This is a genomic window from Rosistilla carotiformis, assembly GCF_007753095.1.
GTDB classification, from domain to species: Bacteria; Planctomycetota; Planctomycetia; order Pirellulales; family Pirellulaceae; genus Rosistilla; species Rosistilla carotiformis.
Genome location: NZ_CP036348.1, coordinates 2,458,433 through 2,480,503 on the forward strand (window position 1 = coordinate 2,458,433; position 22,071 = coordinate 2,480,503).

Here is a 22,071-nt window from a genome sequence, read left to right on the forward strand (position 1 = left end):
CTCCAGGCTTTTTTCGTGCGCGTTCGGTGCCAATTTGCCGCAGCAGATGTCGTTTTGGCGGCGGATTGCTGCGAAAATCTTGATTGGGAAAGTGAAGCCCTCTTTTTGTTCGTGGGTTTTGCGATTCCGCAGGCTCTTTAGAATGAGCGTTTGCGGCACACTTCGATGGCCGCAAGCAAGTGCCCGAACCCATTTCTCAATTCCTTCCCAGCGGTGGTCGACCGGGATGAACGAGTCGCCTGAAGTCGTATTGATCTGCACCAGCCCTAAAGCGGGTTCGGGGCAGCGGCGCGACCTGGTCCCGAAGCTGGCTCATGCGCTCACCGACCGCGGGCTGGAGGTGCGGAGCACTTCGAGCATCGACCAATTGGCCGCCGATGCGAAGTCATTGACCGCCGCGGGGCGATTGAAGGGGGTGGTTGCTGCGGGGGGAGACGGAACGTTATCGCTTGTTGTATCGCGACTGCCCGCCGAATCGCCCGTGATGCCGCTGCCGCTTGGGACCGAAAATTTGATGGCTCGCTACCTGGGGCATCGCCCCAGCGTCGAGGATGCTGTCGACACGATGATGCGGCAGCGGACCGTCGTGATGGATGCGGCACTCGCCGACGAACGGTTATTCCTGATCATGTGCAGTTGCGGCTTTGACGCAGAGGTGGTCCGGCGGCTGCACACAACGCGCAGCGGTCACATCTGGAAGCTCAGCTACCTCGCCCCTGTGCTGCGATCGATGATTGGTTACCACTTTCCGTCGCTGCGACTGATCGATCGCGAAAGCGACGAACCGCCGAAGCCGGCGCGATGGGCGTTCGTTTTTAATGTGCCCCGTTACGCTGTTGGGCTGCCAATCGCAGCCTGGGCCGACGGGACCGACGGCTGGCTCGATTCGGTCACGTTCGACAAGGGATCGGTCTGCCGCGGCTTACACTATCTGGCGCATATCTTCCGGCGGTCGCATCACAAACTGGACGGAACCGTCATCGGCCGCAGCCGACGTTTTACGATCGAACCGACCGATCCGGGCGCCACGATCCCCTACCAGCTCGACGGCGACTACGCCGGAAACCTCCCCGTCGAGATCGCAATCCAGCCATCGCGAGTCACGATGCTGCTGCCTCAGAATTGCCCCGTCGAATTTAAAACCGACACCGGCGGCCATCACCCAACAAACGCCCAGCCCAGCCGAGAACCATCAGCCCGGCAGCTAACGTAGCAAAGGCCAACGGCGCAGGTTTCGGCCGCCCGCCGCGAATCCACCCGAGTAGAGGACCGAAGGTTCGGCAGTTTGCATAGCCCAGGCCATCGGCCTGGGTGGGCAGGCGTCCCACGCGAATTCCCCCGAGCTGAGGACCAAAGGTTCGGCGATTTACATAGCCCAGGCCATCGGCCTGGGAGCCAGGCGTCCCACACGAATTCCCCCCCCGAGTCGAGGACCGAAGGTTCGGTGGTTTGCCCGCCTCTTCCCAACTGCCTGGCCTTCAGCCCTAACCGTTTTGCGCTGCGGCCCGATCACCCAGGCCGTTGGCCTGGGCTATGCAAATTGTCGAGCCTTCGGCCCAGGGGCACCTTGTCGGGCCTTCAGCCCTAACCGATTTGCGCCGCGGTCCGGTTACCCAGGCCGTTGGCCTGGGCTATGCAAATCGCCGAGCCTTCGGCCCTTGGAGAACAAATTGCCGGGACGGTGCCCCAACGTACGCGAAATGTTTGGGAGTATAGAGGCGATTTGGCTTCACGCTCCGGCATCTTCGTGTCTGTGAATCCATTGTTGGAGGATTGTCGCTATGTCGCAGTCGCTTGCTCAGGTCTGGCTCCACATCGTTTTCTCCACCAAAGAGCGTCGTCCGTTCCTGCAAGATGATGCGGTTCGCGACGAAATGTTCTGCATGTTGGCATATCGAGTGAAGGAGGCGAAGTGCTTCAGTGCATCGGTTGGTGGGCATTTTGATCATGTTCACCTGTTGGTTGGCCTGGCGAGAACCGTCACCATCGCAAATTTGGTCGAACACATCAAAACCGAAACCTCACAATGGGCGAAAACAGCCAAAAACTGCTCGTCCCGTTTCTCGTGGCAAGCTGGATATGGCGCGTTTTCGGTCAGTCATTCCCAGCGGGGAGTGGTCGATGCGTACATTCGGAATCAGGAGCAACACCACCAACGGTTGGGATTCAGAGATGAGTTCAGAGCCATTTGCAAGCGACATGAAATTGAAATCGACGAGCGTTACGTGTGGGATTAACGCTCCAGAAAGCGATTTCTGTAGGACCGAAGGTTCGGCAATTTGCATAGCCCAGGCCAACGGCCTCGGGTGGGCAGGCGTCGAACACGAATTCCCGCGAGTCGAGGACCGAAGGTCCGGCGATTTGCATAGCCCAGGCCATCGGCCTGGATGGGCAGGCGTCCGACGCGAATTCCCGCGAGTCGAGGACCGAAGGTCCGGCAATTTGCATAGCCCAGGCCAACGGCCTGGGTGGGCAGGCGTCGAACACGAATTCCCGCGAGTCGAGGACCAAAGGTCCGGCAATTTGCATAGCCCAGGCCATCGGCCTGGGAGCCAGACGCCCCACACGAATTCCCGCGAGTCGAGGACCAAAGGTCCGGCAATTTGCATCGCCCAGGCCATCGGCCTGGGGGCCAGGCGCCCCACACGAATTCCCCCCGAGTCGAGGACCGAAGGTCCGGTGGTTTGTCCGCCTCTTCCCAGTTGTCGGGCCTTCAGCCCTAACCGTTTTGCGCCGCGGTCCGGTTACCCAGGCCGTTGGCCTGGGCTATGCAAATTGCCGAGCCTTCGGCCCTCGGACACGTTGCCGGGCCTTCGGCCCTAACCGATTTACGCTGCGGCCCGATTACCCAGGCCGTTGGCCTGGGCTATGCAAATTGTCGAGCCTTCGGCCCTGGGGATTCTTATTGGGCCTTCGGCCCTGACGGCGTAAGTCGGCTAGCCTTTGGGCCCTGGGAATAGATCGGGCCGGAAGATGTGGCTTAGCCCAACAGGACGGCGCCGTGATCGGCGTTGCAGCGGTCGACGACGTCGCCTCGCATTGCGTCGGCTTGAGCATTGGTTAGCGTGCTGTCGGGGCTTTGCAGATCGATGCTCATCAGGATCCGCTTCTTCCCTTCGCCATCTTTTGCTGGATCGCGGTAGGTTTCGACATACTTGAGGTCGGCTAAAACGGGGCCGACGGCGGCCCGGACGCTGGCGGCCAGATCGACCCAGCGGATCGCTTCGTCGACGACAAGGTTCAGGTCGCGTGAGACCGATGGGAAGGGGCTGACGCTGCGGAACTGAGGGACCAGGTGCGCCGCGGCGAGCATCGCGTCGAGGTTCAGTTCGAAACAGGTCGTTGTTTTTTCGAGCTTCAAGCTCTTCTGGACCGCTGGGCACAGCTGACCGACGTATCCGATCAATTCGCCTGCGATCGTCAGTTCGATCGACCAGGCTTTATCGAGCCCGTGTACTTCGACTTGGCGAACGTCGGGAACCGCGGCGATTCCCAGTCGTCGCAACAGCGTCTCGACGATCCCTTTGACTTGATAGAAGTCCTGCCCCGAAACGCCGGCGACGCAGTACTGCTCTTCGGGTAAGCCGTCGACTTCCGCTGGCGGAACGTAGATGTGAGCGACTTCGAACAGTTCCGCATCGGCGCCGGAGGCAGCTTGGTTAGCGTGCCGGCTGTCCAGCAAGCTTGGCAGGATGCTGCGGCGGAGCGTCTTGGCTCCCTTTAAAAGTGCCGTTTCTGTTGTCAGCGGCTGGCGATCGGTCCAGGGGCTGACGAGTTCATCGGTGTCAGCTGGAACGACGCTAGGTGTCATCGCTTCGCTGATTCCCGATCCGACAAGGACGTCGCGGATCTTGGAGACCGCTTCGTCAAACGGACGCTTCTGGCTGGGGGCGACCGGGATCGGGCTGTCGTCGGGAATTTTTTCGTAGCCGTAGATCCGCGCGATCTCTTCGATCAGATCGATCTCGCGCGTCAGGTCGTGCCGCCACGACGGCGGGCAGGTGTGGATCTTGTCGACATCCGCAGTCTGCTCATCGCAGCCCAGCGCGGTGAGGATCTTGCGGATCTCGTCGTCGGGGACTTTGACGCCCAGGACGCGTTCGACTTGCGCTAGCCGCAGGCAGACGTTGGTCGGTGCGGGGAGTTGTGGTTCCGTATCGACAACACCCTGCTCCAGCGTTCCGCCAGCGATTTCGAGGATCAATTCGCAGCAACGACGACTGGCCCAATCGACGCCTTGCGGATCGACGCGCCGCTCAAAACGGAACGACGACGGACTGTGCAGTTTCAACTTGCGAGCGGTCCGGCGGACGCTGAGCGGCGTGAAGACGGCCGATTCGATCAACAGATTGGTCGTCGACTCGGTGACTTCGGACGACGCGCCACCCATCACTCCCGCGACTGCAACGGCGCGATCGCGATCGGCAATCACACACATCTCCGGATCCAACGTGTACGTTTTGTGATCGATCGCTTCGATCTCTTCCTCGGGCCGAGCCGGGCGGACGACGATCTCATCGCCAGCCAGCTTGGCGAGGTCAAACGCGTGCAGCGGTTGGCCGCATTCCATCAGGACAAAATTGGTGATGTCGACGACATTGTTGACACTGCCGATGCCGACAGCACGCAGTGCGTCGACCAGCCAATCGGGGCTAGGGCCAACTTTGACGCCGCGGATCACGCGAGCTGTATAGCGCGGGCAGGCGTCGGAAAAAACGTTGGTGACGCGAATCGAATCACTCGCTTTTCCAGACCCTTCAGCCGGTTCGGGCTGCGGCTTGCAGAGCGGTAATTCGTACAGCACCGAGATCTCGCGGGCGACACCGATGTGTCCCAGGCAATCGCCGCGGTTGCTGGTGACTTCCAGGTCGATGACCGTTTCGCCATCGACGACGTCGGTCCCCTCGTGATTCAGCCCCGTCATGCTCAAGCGTTCGGAGAGTTCGGGTTCGGTCATCGGAAGATCGACGTAACGGCGAAGCCAATTCCAAGATACAAGCATCGGGGCAACTCTTCGTGTGTTGGATCAGTCGGTGAAAACGCCGATCAGAACTGGCTGAGGAACCGAATGTCGCCGCTGAAAAGATCGCGGATATCGGTGACCGCATGGCGTCGCATGCAGAGGCGTTCGACGCCCAGGCCAAATGCAAATCCGGTGACCTCTTCGGGGTCATAACCGACTGCGGTGAGAACGGCGGGGTCGACCATGCCGGCGCCGCCAAATTCGATCCAGGAGCCGTTCCACCAGTAATCGACTTCGACGCTCGGTTCGGTGAACGGGAAAAACGACGGCCGGAAGCGGACCTTCACCTCTTCGCCCAGATAGCTGGTGGCGAACATGTTCAGTACGGTCTTCAGGTTGGCCATCGTGACGCCGCGATCGATCAACAGACCTTCCATTTGATGGAACATCGGATAGTGCGTGGCGTCGGCTTCGTCGGGACGGTAGACGCGGCCCAGCGAGATCACGCGGATCGGCGGCTGGCGGTTTTCCATCACGCGTATCTGAACCGTGCTGGTTTGGCTGCGCAGCAACCGGTCCCCTTCGGCGTACGTCTTGCCGCTGCCATTGCGTTCTGCCGTGGCCAGGTAGAAGTTATCCAGCGGATCGCGAGCGGGGTGATCCTCGGGAATGTTCAGAGCGACGAAGTTGTGCCAAGGGTCCTCGACTTCGGGACCTTCGACGACTTCAAAGCCCATCCGCCCCATGATCTCTTTGAGGTGTTCGATCGTCTGAGTGACGGGGTGAACGTGTCCCAAGCGGACAGGATTGCCGGGGAGCGTTGGGTCGGGAGCGGGGCCCGATTTCTGGGCCCGCTGAGAAAGCTGTTCGACAGCTTGTTCGAACGATGCTTGGATGTTCCCCTTGGCCGCGTTGAGTCGCATGCCAGCCGCTTTTTTGTCCGGTCCATCGACCGAACTCATCTGCTGCTGGACCGATTTCAACTGGCCGTTTTTGGCACCGAGAAAACGGATTCGAACTTCTTCGAGTCCGTCGTTATCGGTCGCTTCGCGAAACGCCGCGACCGCTTGGGATTCAAGATCGTCGAGCGATCGAATGAAGTCTGCGAGTGCCATAGGTCCAAGAAATTACTTTCGCGGCTGCCCGGAATCGCCCGGGCTGCGGGGAATCAGCGGCGATCAGGCGATCGCGGCTTTGGCCTGTTCTACGATCGCGTCGAAGGCTTGCGGATCGTGAATTGCCAATTCCGACAGTTGCTTGCGATCGAGTTGGATGTCGGCCTTTTTCAGGCCATGGATGAACTGGCTGTATCGCATGTCGCGTTGTTGACAAGCGGCAGTGATACGGGTGATCCACAGACGACGGAATTCACGTTTCTTGACGCGACGGTCGCGGTAGGCGTACGCACCGCTTCGCAGCAAAGTCTCTTTGACGCTGCGCAACAGGGTTCCGCGGCCACCGACAAAACCTTTGGCGCGTTTAAATAAACGTTTTTTAGCTTGGGTGCGAGCTGCACCTTTAGTCGTACGCATTGATCTTTCCTAGCGTGTTTGGCAACCTCGGGCCGCCCCGCTCTATCGGCGAGACTGTTTCTGCCCGGCTGCTTGGTGAATGGGATTCTTTTCGTTCTGCGGACTGTGCGACGGTCAGCTGCGATTAGTAGCTGTTGCCGTTGAGTGCCGCGTGGATCGTCTTTTCCATGCAAACGTCCATCGCGCCGGTTCCACGCAAATTTCGCTTGCGTTTTTGCGACATGCGGGCTTGCAAGTGGCTAGTGCCGCTCTTGCGGTGCATCGCTTTGCCTGTGGCCGAAAGACGAAAGCGCTTCTTCGTGCCTTTGTGGGTCTTCATTTTGGGCATTTTCGGGAGCCTTTCAAATTATGGATTATGCAACAGTTGCAATCTTCGGTCAGAATGAATCGCGTACTATAGCGATAACAAAGCTTCTTCAAAAGCCCCAATTAGAACTTCCAACGATACTCGATCCGTCCACCAGTCAAATCGCTAGCGTTGTCACGCCAAGCCCACATCCCATCCAGACGGATCAGTGTCCGGTGGCTGATCGGTATTTGGTACCGCGTTCCAAACGCAAGCTCCTCGCCGGCCGCCTTGCGATCGTCCGCATTATTCATCACTCCGACGTAGGCCGCTTCGACAACCCATTGGTGATCAAAGGCGGGGCCCAGCATATTGATGCCGACCGCACCGCCATACGTATTGTTCGCCGTGGCGTCGAGCGTCGGAAAGCCGTTAATCCCATCGGTTTCAAAGTTGATGCCGGTATTTCTTAGCACGCCACCGGCCGCCGCCGCGCGGGCGACCGATTGAGGGCGGCCAAAGCCAGCGAATGCGTTCAGGTACGGTACAAATCGAAGGGCATCTCGCGAGACCCAAGCGTTTTCGATCAGCACCAGAGCTCCATCGGCAGTCCGCTGTTCACGCGGCAGGTCCTGTCCGAAATTGCCGATCACGCGGACGGTGTTCGCCAATCGCCAGAAATACCGCCTCGCAAAACTGAGTGTCACGTTGTGGTAGCTGCGATCGCTGTTCGTGCGGTCATCAACGTAGGCGTAGCCCGATTCGATATAGCCTTCATAGGCTTCGATAAACCAGGCGGTGCCGAACAGATGCGCCGCGTTTTTGTCACCGGGGAAGGCATCGCTGTTGATCTGGTCGACGGCGGCAAAAAATGTTGCGTCGAAGTTGGACCATCGTAGGAATTTGCTGTTCTTCGAAGGCAACGCAAATGCCGCTCCCGCAACGGCATCGTCCATCCAGATGCCGTTTTGGTACAGCAGCGGGATCAGGCCAGCGGTGAAGGGAAGATCGAACGGATACCAGGTATCGGTTAGTCCGCCGGTGATCGCGCCCAGGTCGCCTTCGAAGAAGGCGGTGATAAAGTCGACGTTAAACGCATCTTGTAGTTCGAAGTCGTCGTTGACGAAGTTGATGCCCGTTAAATTGCCGTTGCGGTTGAACGGCTGCATGAAGGCGTGGAAGCGTTCGGTCGAGGTGATTCCCCAGTCGAAGTCGAGCCGGAACTGAGTGGCCATGTTGTGAAAATCGCCGCCAGCGTTTCGGCCTCCACCGTATCCGATGCGGTAATCGCCATACATGTAGAAGTGTTGTTGAACGAGGTTCGTCTCCCCGAGGAAGGTTTGGCTGGGAGGGATCATGCCGTTGAGGAAAAACGGCAGCCCCCATTCGATCAGCGGACGCTGAACCGGAACCGGGCTCTTGCCATCGTAGGGACGTCGCGATTCGGCCGCATCGTAGGTGAAGGCCGCATCGGGAAGTGGCGTCGGCGAAAAATCGCCCGCCCACGGAACCAATTGAGGCGCGTAGATGCTGCCCCCATCGAGCGTGCTGGACTCGACTGCCGAAGCGAGCCGACCGGGCATCGGTTCGCTGCTGCGAGAGGTCGCCGGTTGCGCAGGTTGCCGCGAGGCAGCCAGGGTCGCGGGCGTGGCTGCAGCGGCAGGAGCCGCCGACGGAGCGGGCAGACGCGTCGGAGTTGCGTCGGCCGCTTGATCGCGGATCACCGGCACCCCAAGCTGCACGCCGCTGCTGGCGGTCGCATACTGGCCGCGAGCGGTTGTCGCCAGCAGCGATGCAACGATCAGCAGGCTGGCGAAGATCATCGCAGCGGGGCGGCTGACGATTGGGATCGCTGAGGCATGCATGGCTGCTCGGTTCGATAGGGGAAGTAAATTGAACATGGTTAGCGAACGAAAATTTCCGTCGTTTGCGGAGCGATGTCCATGATCTGTTCGTTCATCCGACGGATCATTTCGGGGGTCGATTTGCACAACCGCATGAAGTAGGGCGGTTCCAAGCGAGCGCGGAAGCGGGCCGAGATCCGGTAGGTTCCCGGTTGACGGAACGCGTCGGCAGGGATTCGATAGCTTGCGGTTTTGACACCGTCGGGTGGAATCGAGTGGGCTTCCATGCGAATGAACGGCGGGTGGTTGAGGACCGAAAACGGAACGTTCCCCGGACGCAGGAAAGGTATTTGGTCGACGTCGACATTGACCGGCAGCGGGAATTCGCGATCGGGGCCTTTGACGTTCGTGATCAAAAACTTGGTCTGCAAGTTGAACAACTGAAGGTCCGGGCGTATCTTCCCGTTAACCACATCTTCGCTCATCAGCTCCGCAAGGTCGCCGTTGCTGTCCAAGTAGCCCGATTCCCAGACGATCCTTCCAAAGGGATCGATCAACGAAACGTTAAGCCATTGTTGCGGCTGGGCTCCCAACGACGCGGTCGGCAAGTTGTGCCCATCGCTTCCGTTGTGGACATGGATTTTGAATCGCAACGGTTTGTTGACGCGTGGTTGCGTCTTCAAGTGAGGTCCATCCAACCGCACCGCAGCCGAGAGCGTCGCGATGCCGGAATCTCGTTTCTGCACGGCGCGTTTCAAGTTGGCATCGATGATCTTCCGCGCGTCGCGGCGGTCGTCGGCATCGTCCCACGGCGGCGGGAAATGCATTCCTTGAACGCCTCGGATACTGCGTTCGAACTCCTCGGTTCCCCAACCGGCGCGCCAATCGAACGATAACCATTCGCGAGGCGACCAGCGGTCGGCCTTGGGATTGTGAGGGAAGACGCCGGGGTGGGCGATCGAATAATTGGGGCCCCAGAAATTGTGATTGGAGAATTTCCGCGGGGGACCAAACGGCTTGCCCGCCAGTTCAGCAATCGGTTCGCAAGCGTATCCGTAAGCTTTGCCAGGGGTGTGCCCCATGTGGCAATCCTGACACGAAACGCCGTTTTTCCAGGCGGGTGAGTTGCGGTATTGGTTCCAAACGACCTCCAACGCGATCCCCGGATGGACCGCCACCTGGTGGCATGGCATGCAGAACTCGCTGCGTGAGAGCGGTTCGAAGAAGCGTCCCTCCAGGTGCATCGCCTGGCCGGGTCCCTTGTCGTCGGGACTCAGTTTCAGCTTGTGCTTATCCTTTTCTGCAATCGCTTGAGCGACGCCCGAACCACCGACGTTTCCATAGACCGGGGCGTGGATATCGCCCGGTTCGATCCGACGAGCTCCGTTGACTTTGTTGTACATCTCGTTGACGCGATGGCAGGCGATGCAGGTGATCCCCTCGCGAATCACGACCGGTGCGTCGAGGATCGTCGTCGATCGCTCGACCGTTTTCATCTGCGTCGCAACGGGCATGTGGCAGCGGACGCAGAAGTAACCGACCGTCCCCTGGGACAATTCGCTGATCGTCTGTTCGAAGACCTGGAACATCGGCGAGATTCCCGCATAGGCGTGGCTGCTCGCTCGCCAGTCTTCGTAGTGTTTTGGATGGCATTTGGCGCAGGTTGCCGCCGAGGGATAGCAGTCTTCGGCCCACAAGGCCTCGTGCGGGTCGGGAGTCTTGGGCGCCTTTGTGGCAGGCGCGGCGCTATCACCGCCGCCGCGCGATCGGCGATTTCGTGGACCCAAACCGCCCAGTGGATCATCTCCTCCGCCGAGTGAAAGAGGATCGTCGCTTGGGGCTAGCGATAGCGGGTCGTCCTTTTCCAATTGAGCCATTCGATGCGCGGCGGCCAATTGGGCGCGGATCGAATTATCGGGAACGCTTGCCGCTTCGTATCGGTAGCTTCCATGGATCATGTGGCTGCGGTTGCCCACGGAATTCGCTGCCGCCGTGTACGGATCGACCGGGGCGGGGGCATTGCTAGCGGGGGGCGACATCTGTGGCATCAACAATTGAGCTGACGGGGACTGACCGTTCCATGTTGCCGTGCAACCAGGGGGCAATTGGCTGAGGATCTCTCCTGGAATCTCGGGCACCACATCTTCACTGGTCAATCCAATTCCGGAACTGCGCGGCGGCGGGTTTCCCGGCTGCGGTGGACTTTGACCGAAGCTGCTTGCGACGAACGATGCTACGACCCAGAAGGTCGAAAAGACTCGTCGATCGATTACATTCATCCCAGCCGTTCCTTTGTTTAGATATGTATTCCTTTGTTGGATCGACTATTCCGACCATCAAATCGAAATTGCTGAGAACAATCCGAGTGTCTTTCCCGACCGTCAAAGCTTGCCACAAAGTTAAACAAGAACTGCTATCAAAGGTTATTGGGGCGATCGTTGTCGTCAAAACGGAACTAGGGTTTAGATACCGCCCCGCGAATCTTGCCTGAGCGAACTGCATGAGTGTTCCCACCAACAATGTTTCGTTTTTTCGATGCCCGGTAAACGGGAAGCGTGCCACGGGTTCGTTAAAGGTAGGACGGAGACGGATTCCGGTGACCGTGCAAGACACATCGATCGAAGGCTTCACGCTGCGCGTTGAGAAGCGTTTCGTTCAGCGAGTCCGCGGCGACTACGAATGGATGTTGACGTTGCTCGATGAACGAACGCAGGTCCACCCACAATGGATGTGCACCGAAGCCAATGGAGACGCCAAGATTGGCGTGAGCCGCGGAAAGGATGCGACGCCTCAAGAGGGCGTCAAACGGAGTTGGGTGTTTTGGAGCAGTGTGCCCAAAGATGCCGGGTCGAGTGTTTCTGGAATCGCACTCGGCGGCATGCTTCTGCTGATCGTCGCGATGATCTGCCTGCCCGGAATTGGCGACGACCTTGGAACCGCGCCTTGGGTTCGGTCCTTTCTACGCGACGGGCTACGTCATCTAGGGATGTCGGTTCGGCAGTTTCTGAATTCTTGACAACCTGATAAATTGAGCGTCCTCTGTTTCGCGTCCCTCCACCAGGAAATCCGCATGACCGACGCTTCGATCGACCTCCGCGACTACATCCGCGACGTCCCCGATTTCCCAAAACCAGGGATCTTGTTTCGCGACATCACTCCGCTGCTAAAAAGCCCTGCCGCAATGTCGGCGGTGATCGATCGCTTGGCCGCTCCTTTTGAAGGGCAAAACATTGAGGTCGTCGCCGCTGCCGAAGCCCGAGGATTTATTTTCGCAGCGCCATTGGCGATCCGGTTGAATGCGGCGTTTGTGCCAATTCGCAAGCCTGGCAAGCTTCCCTTTGCGTCCCATTCGCTGACCTACGAACTCGAATATGGAACCGACACGGTTCAGATGCATGTCGATGGGGTTGCACCGATGCAACGGGTGCTGGTGTTAGACGATCTGCTGGCCACCGGTGGAACCGTGGACGCTTGTTGCCAGTTGTTGGAAAAGTGTGACGCGGAGATTGTGGGCTGTGCGTTCGTGATCAACCTGAAGGGCCTTGGCGGTGAACAGCGGTTAAAAAAATATCCACTGCACTCGCTGTTAACCTACGAATAATCGCCGCCCACTTGCTTCGTGGTGGAGCCCGTTAGACGCTCACCACGCGGCCACGGCGGAAGATCATCAGCACCGCTAAAATAGCTATCCCGGCCAAGACGACCAATAACACATTCGCCCAGGGACGGGGGCAAAAGGTGTAGACTCCCAGCCCCAACATTGCAATCCAAATCAAGTTGCCAAGCGATGGATCACGGACTCGCAAACCGTACGTTATCGCGGCAAGCAGCAAAAACAGGCCGCTCCAAATCGCGGCCGCTTGGGCCAGTGGAGCGAATTGGTTGAAGTCCTCAGCGGCGTGGAAAGTGATGAGGATCTGGTCTTGTTGGCCCTCGGCGTGATAGACGCCTCCTTCCTGTTCGGGAGAGTAAGCGATCTTTGCCGCAGGTTCCAACGCCTGGCGGACCAACGTTTCCACTCCCGCTTGTTCGACCAACTGATCCATCCGCGTTCTTAAATCTTCAATCGTCGGCTCGACCGCCGTACCGTAGGTCGCCAAGCTTTCCACCGCGTCTTCGAAACGGTTCAGCCAGGGGGTCAACCAATGGACCAATTCGTACGAGGTTCGTTCTTGTAACGATTCGGTGGCGTTGTCCAAACAGGTGATGATTGATTCGGCTTGAGCCTGTAGCCGTTCTTGCGCGGTCACGACGTCCCATCCAGACGGTGCCACCGTTTCTTGAGGAGTTCGCTGGAATGCCCCACCGCCGGCGGTTGCCTGAACCACGAACCACGTTTCTTTTACCGGTACTCCCACAACTTTGGGCATCCGCAATTCCGCGAACTTCGGATCGGATCTTCGCGGTACCTCCACCAATAATTCGATCTGTTGGGGCAACTGGCTGTACAGCAGTTGCACATCGAGGACGCCCGCAGGACGACGATGAAGATCGGCCTCCATATCGTTGATCCGCGCGGCGACGACTTTGTATTCCTCAGGAATCTGCACCGACAACAGATCGCGGCCGGCGGGAACAAAATCCCACTTGCAGCGAACGTGGGCGGCGATTGCGGTTTCGAAGTATTCAAACGAGGCCAACGAGACCAAAGGTTCGATCGTTAGGTCCAGCACCGGATTTAGACTGGCCGAAAAGTTGGGGTTGGCTTCGTAGGTCACGTGGTCATCGGGAACTCCCGATGCCCTTGCCAACGGTGTTCGCAGCGTGATCTCATTGGCCGACGTGACTTTCCACGCGATCGCTTCATTGGTCAATCGGCGAGGGACGGCAAAGAAGTGTCGATGTTTGCCCGTTTCCAAAATACGGACGGTGGGAACCGTGACGCTTTCGCTGGCCGTGGCCCTTGGCCCGCCGCGGATTGTGATCCGATAGCGATTGGCAGCCTGCCGCGACGGTAAGACAAGGATGATCTTCGAATCGCGATTCACCGAAGGCATGGCAATCCAGGGCAGGTCGTCGTCGATAGAAACTTCGCCGAACCAGCTGGCGGGGACTTCAAACGAAAAGTAATCGATGTTGCCCTGTTGAACATGGATATCGAAATAGGCCTTGGCCGACCAGGCGCGGTCTTTCCAGCTGACGACCGTAACCGATTCGGATTCGATTCGCGGCGTGACTTTTTGCAACCGAAATTCCCCAGGCAACACGGGTTCGGAAAGCCATTGAACGTCTAGGTTCCAGCGAGTCACGGGAAACATTTGCGCATGCAGTTGTTCCACCCCCGTCACATCGAACCGCAAGTCTTCAAACGCTTCTTGTTTCAACCATTCCAACGCGACGTCCGAAACGCGACTCCACTGATATTCGCTGCTGGTCAGCGTAAATTGGCTCGGGAAGATTCGCGGTACGCTTAGCGGAACGTCTAGTTTGACCGCCACCGATGCCTTGACATATAACTCGACAAACGGATCGGGATTCGCTCGCCAACGGATCACAATTTCGTCGTGGTCGTCAAATGGCAGGCGTTTGTGAGGGACGGATTCTCCCTGCAGAATCGAACTCTCGATTTGCAAGTTCTTAGGAACACGCAAGCGGATGCTTTCACCCGCGGTCGCGTAGTCCTGGACTGAAACCTTGTAATTGATATCCAGCCGATCGGTTTCGAAGTTGATCTGATGCAAATCGTCGGCAAGCGCGTGTCGGACATCGTTCTTCCGCAATCGGAAGGGGATCGGTCCTTTATATTCGCTGCGGAACACCTTGCTCAACGGACCGGTTCGCGTCGGCCAATGCGATAAAAACGCATTGGCATCGACCACCGTGGCCAGCGATTCGAACGGATCTTCAATCGTCCAATTGGCCGGTGCCGCGATCGCCACCAAGACTTCGGGGCTATGTTCCTCGGTCGCCGCCGATCGGATGTCAACCAAGCGGATCGTTTGTGACAGTTCGCCGTCGCGGGAACTGGACCACAGCAATCGCAGGCCTTCGTTTGTGTCTCCGGTGGACACAAACGTTAATGCCGTTCGTTCCCCCTCCAACAGCCGCGACGCCTCCAGTCGCCATCCAGCCGACGTGACGACGGGAATCGAAGTTGTGTCGAAATTCAATTCGACACGATCGACCGTCGATCCATCGGCGGGTTGAACAAAATCCAGTTGCACCTCGCGAGCCACCTGCTGGGGCGTTAGATGCAGGTACCAGCAGCGGCGGGTGTTGACCAAGGGCACCGTCGGGGCCGCGTTCTGTTTCCGCCACACGACCTGCAGGTTTTCTACCGGCCCTAAATCCGCGGACAGTGACTGGGTCGCCGCATTGGCGACGACGACACCAAGGCTCGACACGGCTTCGACGTCCCGGACCTCATCGTCGTACATCACAGCCAATTGAGAGTTTAAGACCGGTGGAATCTCCAGCAGCAATTCACGTCGTCCGGTCGCTTCGTCGATCTGCGTTGGTACCGACAACGAAAATCGAACCGTCGCACTGGGTTGGCCGTTCAACTGCAAAATGATCTTGTCGTCACCCAGCGCGGGGCGGCGGATCGCGATCACGTCTCCTGCCACTAACAGGTCGATGCGGCGAATCGCTTGGCGGAATGGCTGCTGCCGGATCGCCAGCACCACCGAGTTGGCCAGTTCAGGGTTTTCGATTCCGATAGTTGCCTGAACTCGGGCCGCGTCGCGTTCGGCAACAAATGCGTTGGAGCGAATGTCGACGATGTAGCGGGCCGAGGAGACGTGGGCGTTGGAGAGTTGAAAGGCCTTCGATTCGCGTTGCAGCAGTTGCTGGTAGAGCGTCGGCGGTATATAGACCTTGTCACTCGGGGCGCCTCCGTCGTCGGTGGGGATCAACAGCGAATGCGTTATCGGTGGGGTTTGCGCGTTGGCGGCGACTGCCCAGCAAACAATAAGGGCCCAACCGATCAAGACGCGCATCACCAAAGATCGGCTACCGGTTTCCCCCGCTGCGTCCTCTTCGATCCGCGCGACCGAACGGCATTCCAAAAGCGATGCGATCAACGCACCGATGGCATAGGGTAGTAATGGCAGTAACATCCAATTGATCTGCCAGTCGGCCAGCACGCCGAGCAGGCAAATCAGCAAAAACGCCGATCCCAAGATTCCAAAGATTCGCCACTGTGCGGTCGCCCATCCAAACGCCACCAGCAGGATGGCGGCCCCAAATTGCAAGCCGGTCATCGTTTCGCTGCGCAGCAAAATCATTGGCGATCGCGCCTCCAGCGATGCGGCTGCGGAGGTCAGTGGAACCGAGACCGATTCGATAACGTAGGCCGGCGGTTCGTCCTGCGGAAATTGGTTGTCTCGCCGCCACACGTCGCGGTGAATGTCGACACTGTCGGGGCCCAACAACAATCGTAGGCTCGATTGCAGGACCGCGTTCTGGCACTGCACGCGTGGCGGTTGCCAAACACGTCCCCAAACTTGAGCGGCGCGATTGACCGTAAACACCAATAGCAGCGATCTCTGGGTTGCCAACTTGCAGGTCACTGCCGATTCGGAGACACGGACCGCTTCGGTCGGCAATTCGGATTGTTCACCGATCGCCCGTTCCAATCGCAACGCCGGTTCGTGTTGGACGATAATCAACCCAGAGGAATCAGGATTGATCTCGACAAAAATGCGTTCGGCCCCCGATGCATCGGCGACAACGGTGATCTGTTGCTGTTGGATGATCGGTAGTGATGCTTTGTTTTTCCGCGCCTGAACGGTCACTTGGCCGTCCACGGTCGGATCGTAGCGCAGCACCGGCAGGGGGACTTCGGTTTGTATCCGCTTGGGCTCTGGGATTCGCACGATATTGGGGCTGACCGAAACCACTTCGACAGACCGGTCGGTGCGAACGATCCCACGCTGATTAAACGCCAGCGGAATGCTCGGCAAATCGATCCGCAGTTCCGCTTCGCCGATCTCGCGCGTTCCCACGATCACGGTTCCGTCGTCGAAGCGATCATGCGCCCGCAACTGCCAGACCTCCGCACCATCTTCGGTCGACTGTCGCTTGGCCAATATCGATTTACGCCCTGTGGCATCATCGTGGTTGCGTGCGGTGTCGGCGACCGACCACCGGATCGGTTCCTGCCGGGATTCGGGAAATCGGACCACCAAGTCTTCTAACTTGCCCGAGACGTTTTCGATCCCAATCGTAAATTGTTCGGTGATTCGGCCATCGTGAAATGTTGCCGAAACATCGACGCGAGCATCAAATCGCGACGCGGGGCGATCGAATTCAATCGATGGCATGCGGGTCGAATCGATTGCCAAATAACACTGCGCCGTGTTGGGATCCCCAAACAATTCGGCGACGATCGTTGGCAATTGCTTATTTGAAATCCGGTTCTGCTGCAGTCCCTGGTTGCTACGGAATTGGATCCGCGATGAAGCGCTCAACATCACATACTCGCTGGTCGGGATCGTTTCCCAGCGAACAAAGAAGATCGGCGGGATGCTGACTCGATCCTGCGGAGGCAGCGGCCGGCGTCCTTTCACACGGACATGGAATACCTTGCCGTTGACTTCGTCCGGTTCGGGCCAGATTGTCAACCGATCGATTTTGCCCCCGACGCGCTCGACCTCCCGTCCGCTCGATACCACGACAGCGCTGGTGATCTCCCAACCGTCTTCGATTTCCAGCGAGATCGGTCCGATCGTCGGCAACCGCAGCGCGGGTTCTTGATCATCTTCGGCAGGCAGCATGGCAACCTTGTATTCGACAAAACTATCCCAGGTCGCTTGCAACGAATCGCTTCCGATGTTCATTCGCAACGCATTGGTTGCCGTCGCTTGAGAATCGTCGCGCTGTAAGAACAATTGCAACGGCGCGTCCCAGGAGGCTCCCGAAAACTGGTAGCTCTCTTCGACATCGGTGCGCGATGAATTTTCGATGGTCCACCGTGTCGACGTGTCGACATCGATCAATTCGATCGGGTACGAAAGGTCCAATCGCAACATCGATCCACTCCCCGACATCACCACTTGGCTGTTCCGCCAACTGATCTTGGGGAGCGTGACCCAGCCCGACTTGAGTGGCGCTGAAAGACCGACGATTTGCAAACGGTGATCGATCGACGACGTTACGTCGGTCCAGTCGCTTGGATTTAAAGAGATCAACGTTTGCCCGTTGTCGGTCGTCGTTTCGTAAGGACGTGCCATCGAATCGACGATTAGAGACGTCGGGGCGCTACCGTTGGGCAATTGCAACGTTAACGGACCGTTCTCCCGTGGCCAAGTGAAATCAAACGTAAAATCCCAGCCGACGCTGTCCTCGCGGATCTGATATTTCCCAAACGCCTCCCGCATCACGACTTCGCTCAAGACCGGAGACGACGTTGTCTTAACGATCGAAAATTCGATCAGGTTGCTGCCGCCTAGTTCCAACAAAAAAAAGTCTTCATCGTCGCGTAGCAGGAGGTTGTCTCGAACGGAGGACGCAGAATCGACGGGTTGGATCGCGCCGGCTTGCGTTTCAATCTCAAAGCCTTTGGGAAGCGCAAGATAAACCTTGCCTGTCCCGGTCGCTGGCAACCGCATCGAGAATCGAGTGCCGGCAGCGATCGATTGCCCCTGCAGACTCCATGCAAATTCGATCCGTTCATCGCCACTGACCCGTGCTGTGGCTTGGCCGTCCAACGACGTGCTCAGCCGCGCCGTCGTCGATCCGGCAAACGATGCCGTTGGCAACACCGCTAGATTCAAAGGACTTAAACTGACCTTCCCCGGTGCATCATCTTGATATTGGAATTCAAGAAAAGAAGTTCCTATCGATTGCAACGCATTCTCGGAATAACGCGCCATCAGCTGCAATTGGACCAGTTCGGGAACCACCGTTTTGTCGTCGGACGAACCTTGCAGATTGCTCAATGCACGCTTCAGTTCACTCCTTGAGATCGGTTCGTAGTCGGGCGGTATCAGTTTGGTTTCATCCCGTTTGGGGATGAAGATCTGACGGTATTTGACGCGCGTTGGATCGTCGGGGGGCAACGGTTCCTGGGCACTCGCAAGGCTTGCGGCGAAAGTCACCAGCGCGATGCCGACTAGCGTCGCTTGTAGCAACCGCGGTGGGACGCAAAACGCGGCGATCATGAGTGCGCCTCGACGGAAGGCCCAATGCGTCGCGGATCGAGGCTTTGGGTCGATCCGACAACCACGGGGTTGGGAACGCTGCGCGTCGAACCCTCGCGGGGCCGCGTACTTTCGAACACGCTGGCTTGAGGCCAACCGGCGATGGCCGATCGGATGGCCAACAAAACGACCGTCAACAGCAACGCCAACAAACTCACTTGGCCGAAGATCACCGCCAGATCGGGAAACGTTACCGCCATTCCGATCAAAACAAACCCAAGCACCAAGAACGTGAAGGGAGTTCGCAAGCGACGGATGTAGACAATCGCCGTCGACAGGATCAGCGTGATCCCCCCGACAAACAACCAGATCGAACTTCGAGGCGCTGCGGTCGCCCGCAACGTATTTAAATCCACGGGCGTGAACAGGTAGATATTCGACGGCGGCAAGGTCTCCGACGTGCTAATCTCGAATTGTCGCTCCAATTCAGCCGTCGACAGGATCGGTCGGCGGGCTAGGAACAGTCCCCGCCACTGCCATTGCATCGCCCGTCCCGCCTCGGAACTTGCATAAACCAAATGCTGTCCGGAAGGAAGCACCAGTTGCCAATAGCACTCCCCGTAGGGGGCGTTCAATTTGACGTGCGGGGTGATTTCATCCACGATTCCCGGCGTTGCCTGATTGCGATCCCAAATCCAGACCTCCACCATCGCGCTGTCCCGGCCCTGTGGCAGTGGAATTAGCAGACGATTTCCCTGATGCACAAAGTCGCGTAGATCGACGCCATCGACGATCGCGCGGACTTGGATGTCTTCATTCCATTGCTGGCTTTCCAATTCTAAATGCGAAGCAAATCCTTGAACGCGGGCGACAATTTTTTCCCGCCGCACGCTGCTGCCTATCATCGATTGGATCCACAACCGGTCGACGTACAGCGAAGCCTCGTCGCGTTGGCGTTGCCGGACCAATTGAATCGTCGGGGTCAGACCGGGAATGACCAGGATCGCGCCCGGCTGTTTATCGGAACTCTCTTGTTCATCGCGCGACCAAGCCTCCGCAACGACATTCAATGGCATTTCGAATTCGCCACCGGAAGCCAATTCCAAGGGCAGGCTGAGCGGCAGGTCGACTGTGGCGACATCCTCGTCGACCTGGCTGGGAAACGCAAAAGGTTGCGTCAGTTCCAATACATAACTGCCTGGCGGCAAAGGATCGAAGCGAACTTGATAGGTCGTGTCGCTTTCACGCTTCAAGAACACGGGGTTGCCATCGATCGTGCCCGAACAATTTTTCAAATCGTCGCGCGGCGAAGTCAATTGCAACGAAGCGAGCGTGCCTTCGGTGAATTCGATCGCCAGCCGTTGGCTGAAGAAACACTGATCGCCATTGATCGCTAGTTCGGCGGCCACGGCAGTGCGGACCTGGGTCTTGCGGCGGGCGACGGTATGCGTCAATCGCGCTTTGCCAAAGGTCGACAGCAATTGATAGACGCGTGCACCGGTCGACGTTCCGTCGACCAATTGCTCCAAGCCGTTGCTGTTGGCGGGATTAAAAGCGATGGTGACGTTTTCTTTCTCCAGCACGCGCACTTGGCCCGGTGTATAGATCACATCGCTGCGTCGCTTGGCGGGCCGATTGATCGTAGGGATGTCGAACGTGACTTTCCCCTCGCTGCCCGAAAGTGCGCGAATGAACTGCAGCTTCAATTGGCGGCGCTGACCTGAAATTGGATTCAGGTTTTCGATCAATTCATCGACTTCGATCTGCACCGTTTCGGCCGCCGGTTCGACTCCCGCGATGTCCAAATCGACCAGCAATTGATCGTTGATGCGTTGCAGTTCCCACTGCTTGAAGTCGAGCGTCAAGCTCTGTCCTGTGGTGCCCGATCCGGCCACGTTCACCAACACATCCAGGTTCACCGATTCGGGGCCGATCGAGGTTTCATAGTCGACCTGCATTCGCATCCCACTGGCTTTGACCGCCAACCAAATCGGCAACGTAAAGTCGCCGCGATCGTAACGGAAATCATAAGCGCGGCCGTCCCCTTCGCTGTTCGATGCGGAGATCAACGGCCGCACAAAATTGCCTTCCAACCAACGCAGTCGATGATCGCGAGTTGTTTGAATTTTGATCGTGCCGGTTTCGCGCACGCTTCCTGCGATCGACATTCCCACCAGCGGCAACGGCGATTCGGTTCGGTAGTCCGCACCGGGAACGTCGACCTGAATTTGAAACGTCAGTCGCGGCGTTTCGGATAGCGCCGGGGTGATCCGGTACGTATCGTCTCCCATCGGGCTGATCGCGACATCGGAAAACGAAAGGGGCGAGATCGAAAATTGCGATGGAATCCGCATCTCAAACGGTTGGATGTTGCCCGATAGATTACGGACTTTGTAGGTGACCTCGATCTGGGGCGTTTGTTGTGGATCCTGCCAATCGATTTTCCAGTCCCCTTCAACCTCCAGCGATTGGGTTTCGGGAGCCTTCTCTTGGGAAGCCCCCCATGCCATCGTGAAGTCTCCGCCGGCGGCCTCCAGTTGGATCAAGCTCTTCCCTTTGTCGACAGGTTGCGGCGCCCGAACGATCTCTTCGCTGGTCGCCCCGGTGACGACCGCAAACGGGCGCTCCTGGTCGACGGTTAAATTGATCGTCGTTGCGGCAATCGGCAAACGAAAGTCGATGTTGTGGCGGGCATCGGTTTGATTCACGCGGACCGAAAACTTCGCTTGCACCACGATCCGTTGCTTTGTCGGCGTTCCCAGGAGGGTTTGGCTGCCCAACTTGGGATCGGTCATTCCGCGGAAATCGCTAAGGCCATCGACCTGGAAAGGACTCAAGCGATGGAAGTTCTTCATCTGCAGCGGGATTTCAACCTCCCCCTTGAGGCTGGCATCGAGATCGATCCGCATCACGACGTCCAATTCAGCGCGACCGCCGTTGGCCTCGCCGGTAATTTCGATCGAATCAAACGTAAAGGGAGCCCGGCCCGTGGGCGTGCTGCCGACAACCTGGTTGCGACGCTCAAACTCGCGATAGGGAGTGATCGGGATGAAGACCCGGGTCCCTTCGTCGAGCATATAGATCGCTGGTGGCAATCCATCCTGAGGTGTGATCAGGTCGTCGATGCCATCGGGGAACTTCAGCGGAGGGGGTGTTTGCGCATTGCAGGGGAGAACCGCGAGACACACCAGCGCACAGACGATCCAGGTGCACCACACTCGGGCGAAATCGAATCGATTTGCAGACCTGAATCGCACTCGAAACCCATCGGAAGAGAGGAAACGGTTATACATCACGCGGTCCGAAATGGCACATGTCGCTTCATATCGATGGGAACGTGTCATTTCGGTTCAGGCACGGTATA

12 protein-coding genes are annotated in these 22,071 nt (G+C 58.1%); 4 read left to right on the forward strand and 8 right to left on the reverse strand.

All coding sequences use genetic code 11. The features are described from left to right. Window positions 1-226: 226 nt before the first annotated feature. Together Poly24_RS09115 and tnpA are read left to right on the forward strand one after the other, a co-directional pair. Window positions 227-1,213 carry a diacylglycerol/lipid kinase family protein gene (locus Poly24_RS09115; protein ID WP_197452444.1) on the forward strand — a complete coding sequence of 329 codons (987 nt, stop codon included), beginning with the start codon at window positions 227-229 and terminating at the stop codon, window positions 1,211-1,213. Between the two features lie 568 nt (window positions 1,214-1,781). After that, window positions 1,782-2,237: an IS200/IS605 family transposase gene (gene tnpA, locus Poly24_RS09120; protein WP_145093642.1), complete on the forward strand. Its 456-nt coding sequence runs from the start codon at window positions 1,782-1,784 to the stop codon at window positions 2,235-2,237. A gap of 743 nt (window positions 2,238-2,980) precedes the next feature. On the opposite strand, the gene pheT is transcribed toward tnpA, so the two are convergent. The 6 genes from pheT to Poly24_RS09150 form a co-directional block, all read right to left on the reverse strand. Continuing rightward, a complete protein-coding gene (gene pheT / locus Poly24_RS09125) occupies window positions 2,981-5,002 on the reverse strand; it encodes a phenylalanine--tRNA ligase subunit beta (RefSeq protein WP_145093645.1) in 2,022 nt (673 codons plus the stop codon). 44 nt (window positions 5,003-5,046) lie between these two features. Then, on the reverse strand, window positions 5,047-6,078 hold the full coding sequence (gene pheS / locus Poly24_RS09130; RefSeq protein WP_145093648.1) for a phenylalanine--tRNA ligase subunit alpha: 1,032 nt from the start codon (window positions 6,076-6,078) through the stop codon (window positions 5,047-5,049). Window positions 6,079-6,141: 63 nt separating this feature from the next. Next, the gene (gene rplT, locus Poly24_RS09135) at window positions 6,142-6,495 is read right to left on the reverse strand and encodes a 50S ribosomal protein L20 (RefSeq protein WP_145093651.1); all 354 of its coding nucleotides are present in this window, start codon (window positions 6,493-6,495) and stop codon (window positions 6,142-6,144) included. Between the two features lie 124 nt (window positions 6,496-6,619). After that, window positions 6,620-6,823: a 50S ribosomal protein L35 gene (gene rpmI / locus Poly24_RS09140; RefSeq protein ID WP_145093654.1), complete on the reverse strand. Its 204-nt coding sequence runs from the start codon at window positions 6,821-6,823 to the stop codon at window positions 6,620-6,622. A 101-nt stretch (window positions 6,824-6,924) separates the two neighbouring features. Continuing rightward, window positions 6,925-8,646 (reverse strand): hypothetical protein, encoded by a 1,722-nt coding sequence (locus tag Poly24_RS09145; protein WP_145093657.1) that lies wholly within the window; start codon window positions 8,644-8,646, stop codon window positions 6,925-6,927. A 38-nt stretch (window positions 8,647-8,684) separates the two neighbouring features. Beyond that, window positions 8,685-10,904 (reverse strand): multiheme c-type cytochrome, encoded by a 2,220-nt coding sequence (locus Poly24_RS09150; protein ID WP_231753544.1) that lies wholly within the window; start codon window positions 10,902-10,904, stop codon window positions 8,685-8,687. A 317-nt stretch (window positions 10,905-11,221) separates the two neighbouring features. Here Poly24_RS09150 and Poly24_RS09155 point away from each other — a divergent pair, with 317 nt between their 5' ends. Both Poly24_RS09155 and Poly24_RS09160 read left to right on the forward strand, forming a co-directional pair. Continuing rightward, window positions 11,222-11,641 (forward strand): hypothetical protein, encoded by a 420-nt coding sequence (locus Poly24_RS09155; protein ID WP_145093660.1) that lies wholly within the window; start codon window positions 11,222-11,224, stop codon window positions 11,639-11,641. Window positions 11,642-11,695: 54 nt separating this feature from the next. Next, entirely contained in the window at window positions 11,696-12,226 is a 531-nt protein-coding gene (locus Poly24_RS09160; RefSeq protein WP_145093663.1) for an adenine phosphoribosyltransferase, read from the forward strand. Between the two features lie 31 nt (window positions 12,227-12,257). Here Poly24_RS09160 and Poly24_RS09165 read toward each other — a convergent pair whose 3' ends face one another. Both Poly24_RS09165 and Poly24_RS09170 read right to left on the reverse strand, forming a co-directional pair. Continuing rightward, a complete protein-coding gene (locus tag Poly24_RS09165; RefSeq protein ID WP_145093666.1) occupies window positions 12,258-18,728 on the reverse strand; it encodes a hypothetical protein in 6,471 nt (2,156 codons plus the stop codon). Next, entirely contained in the window at window positions 18,725-21,895 is a 3,171-nt protein-coding gene (locus Poly24_RS09170) for a hypothetical protein (protein WP_145093669.1), read from the reverse strand. The genes Poly24_RS09165 and Poly24_RS09170 overlap by 4 nt, the downstream gene beginning before the upstream one ends. Window positions 21,896-22,071: the final 176 nt, after the last annotated feature.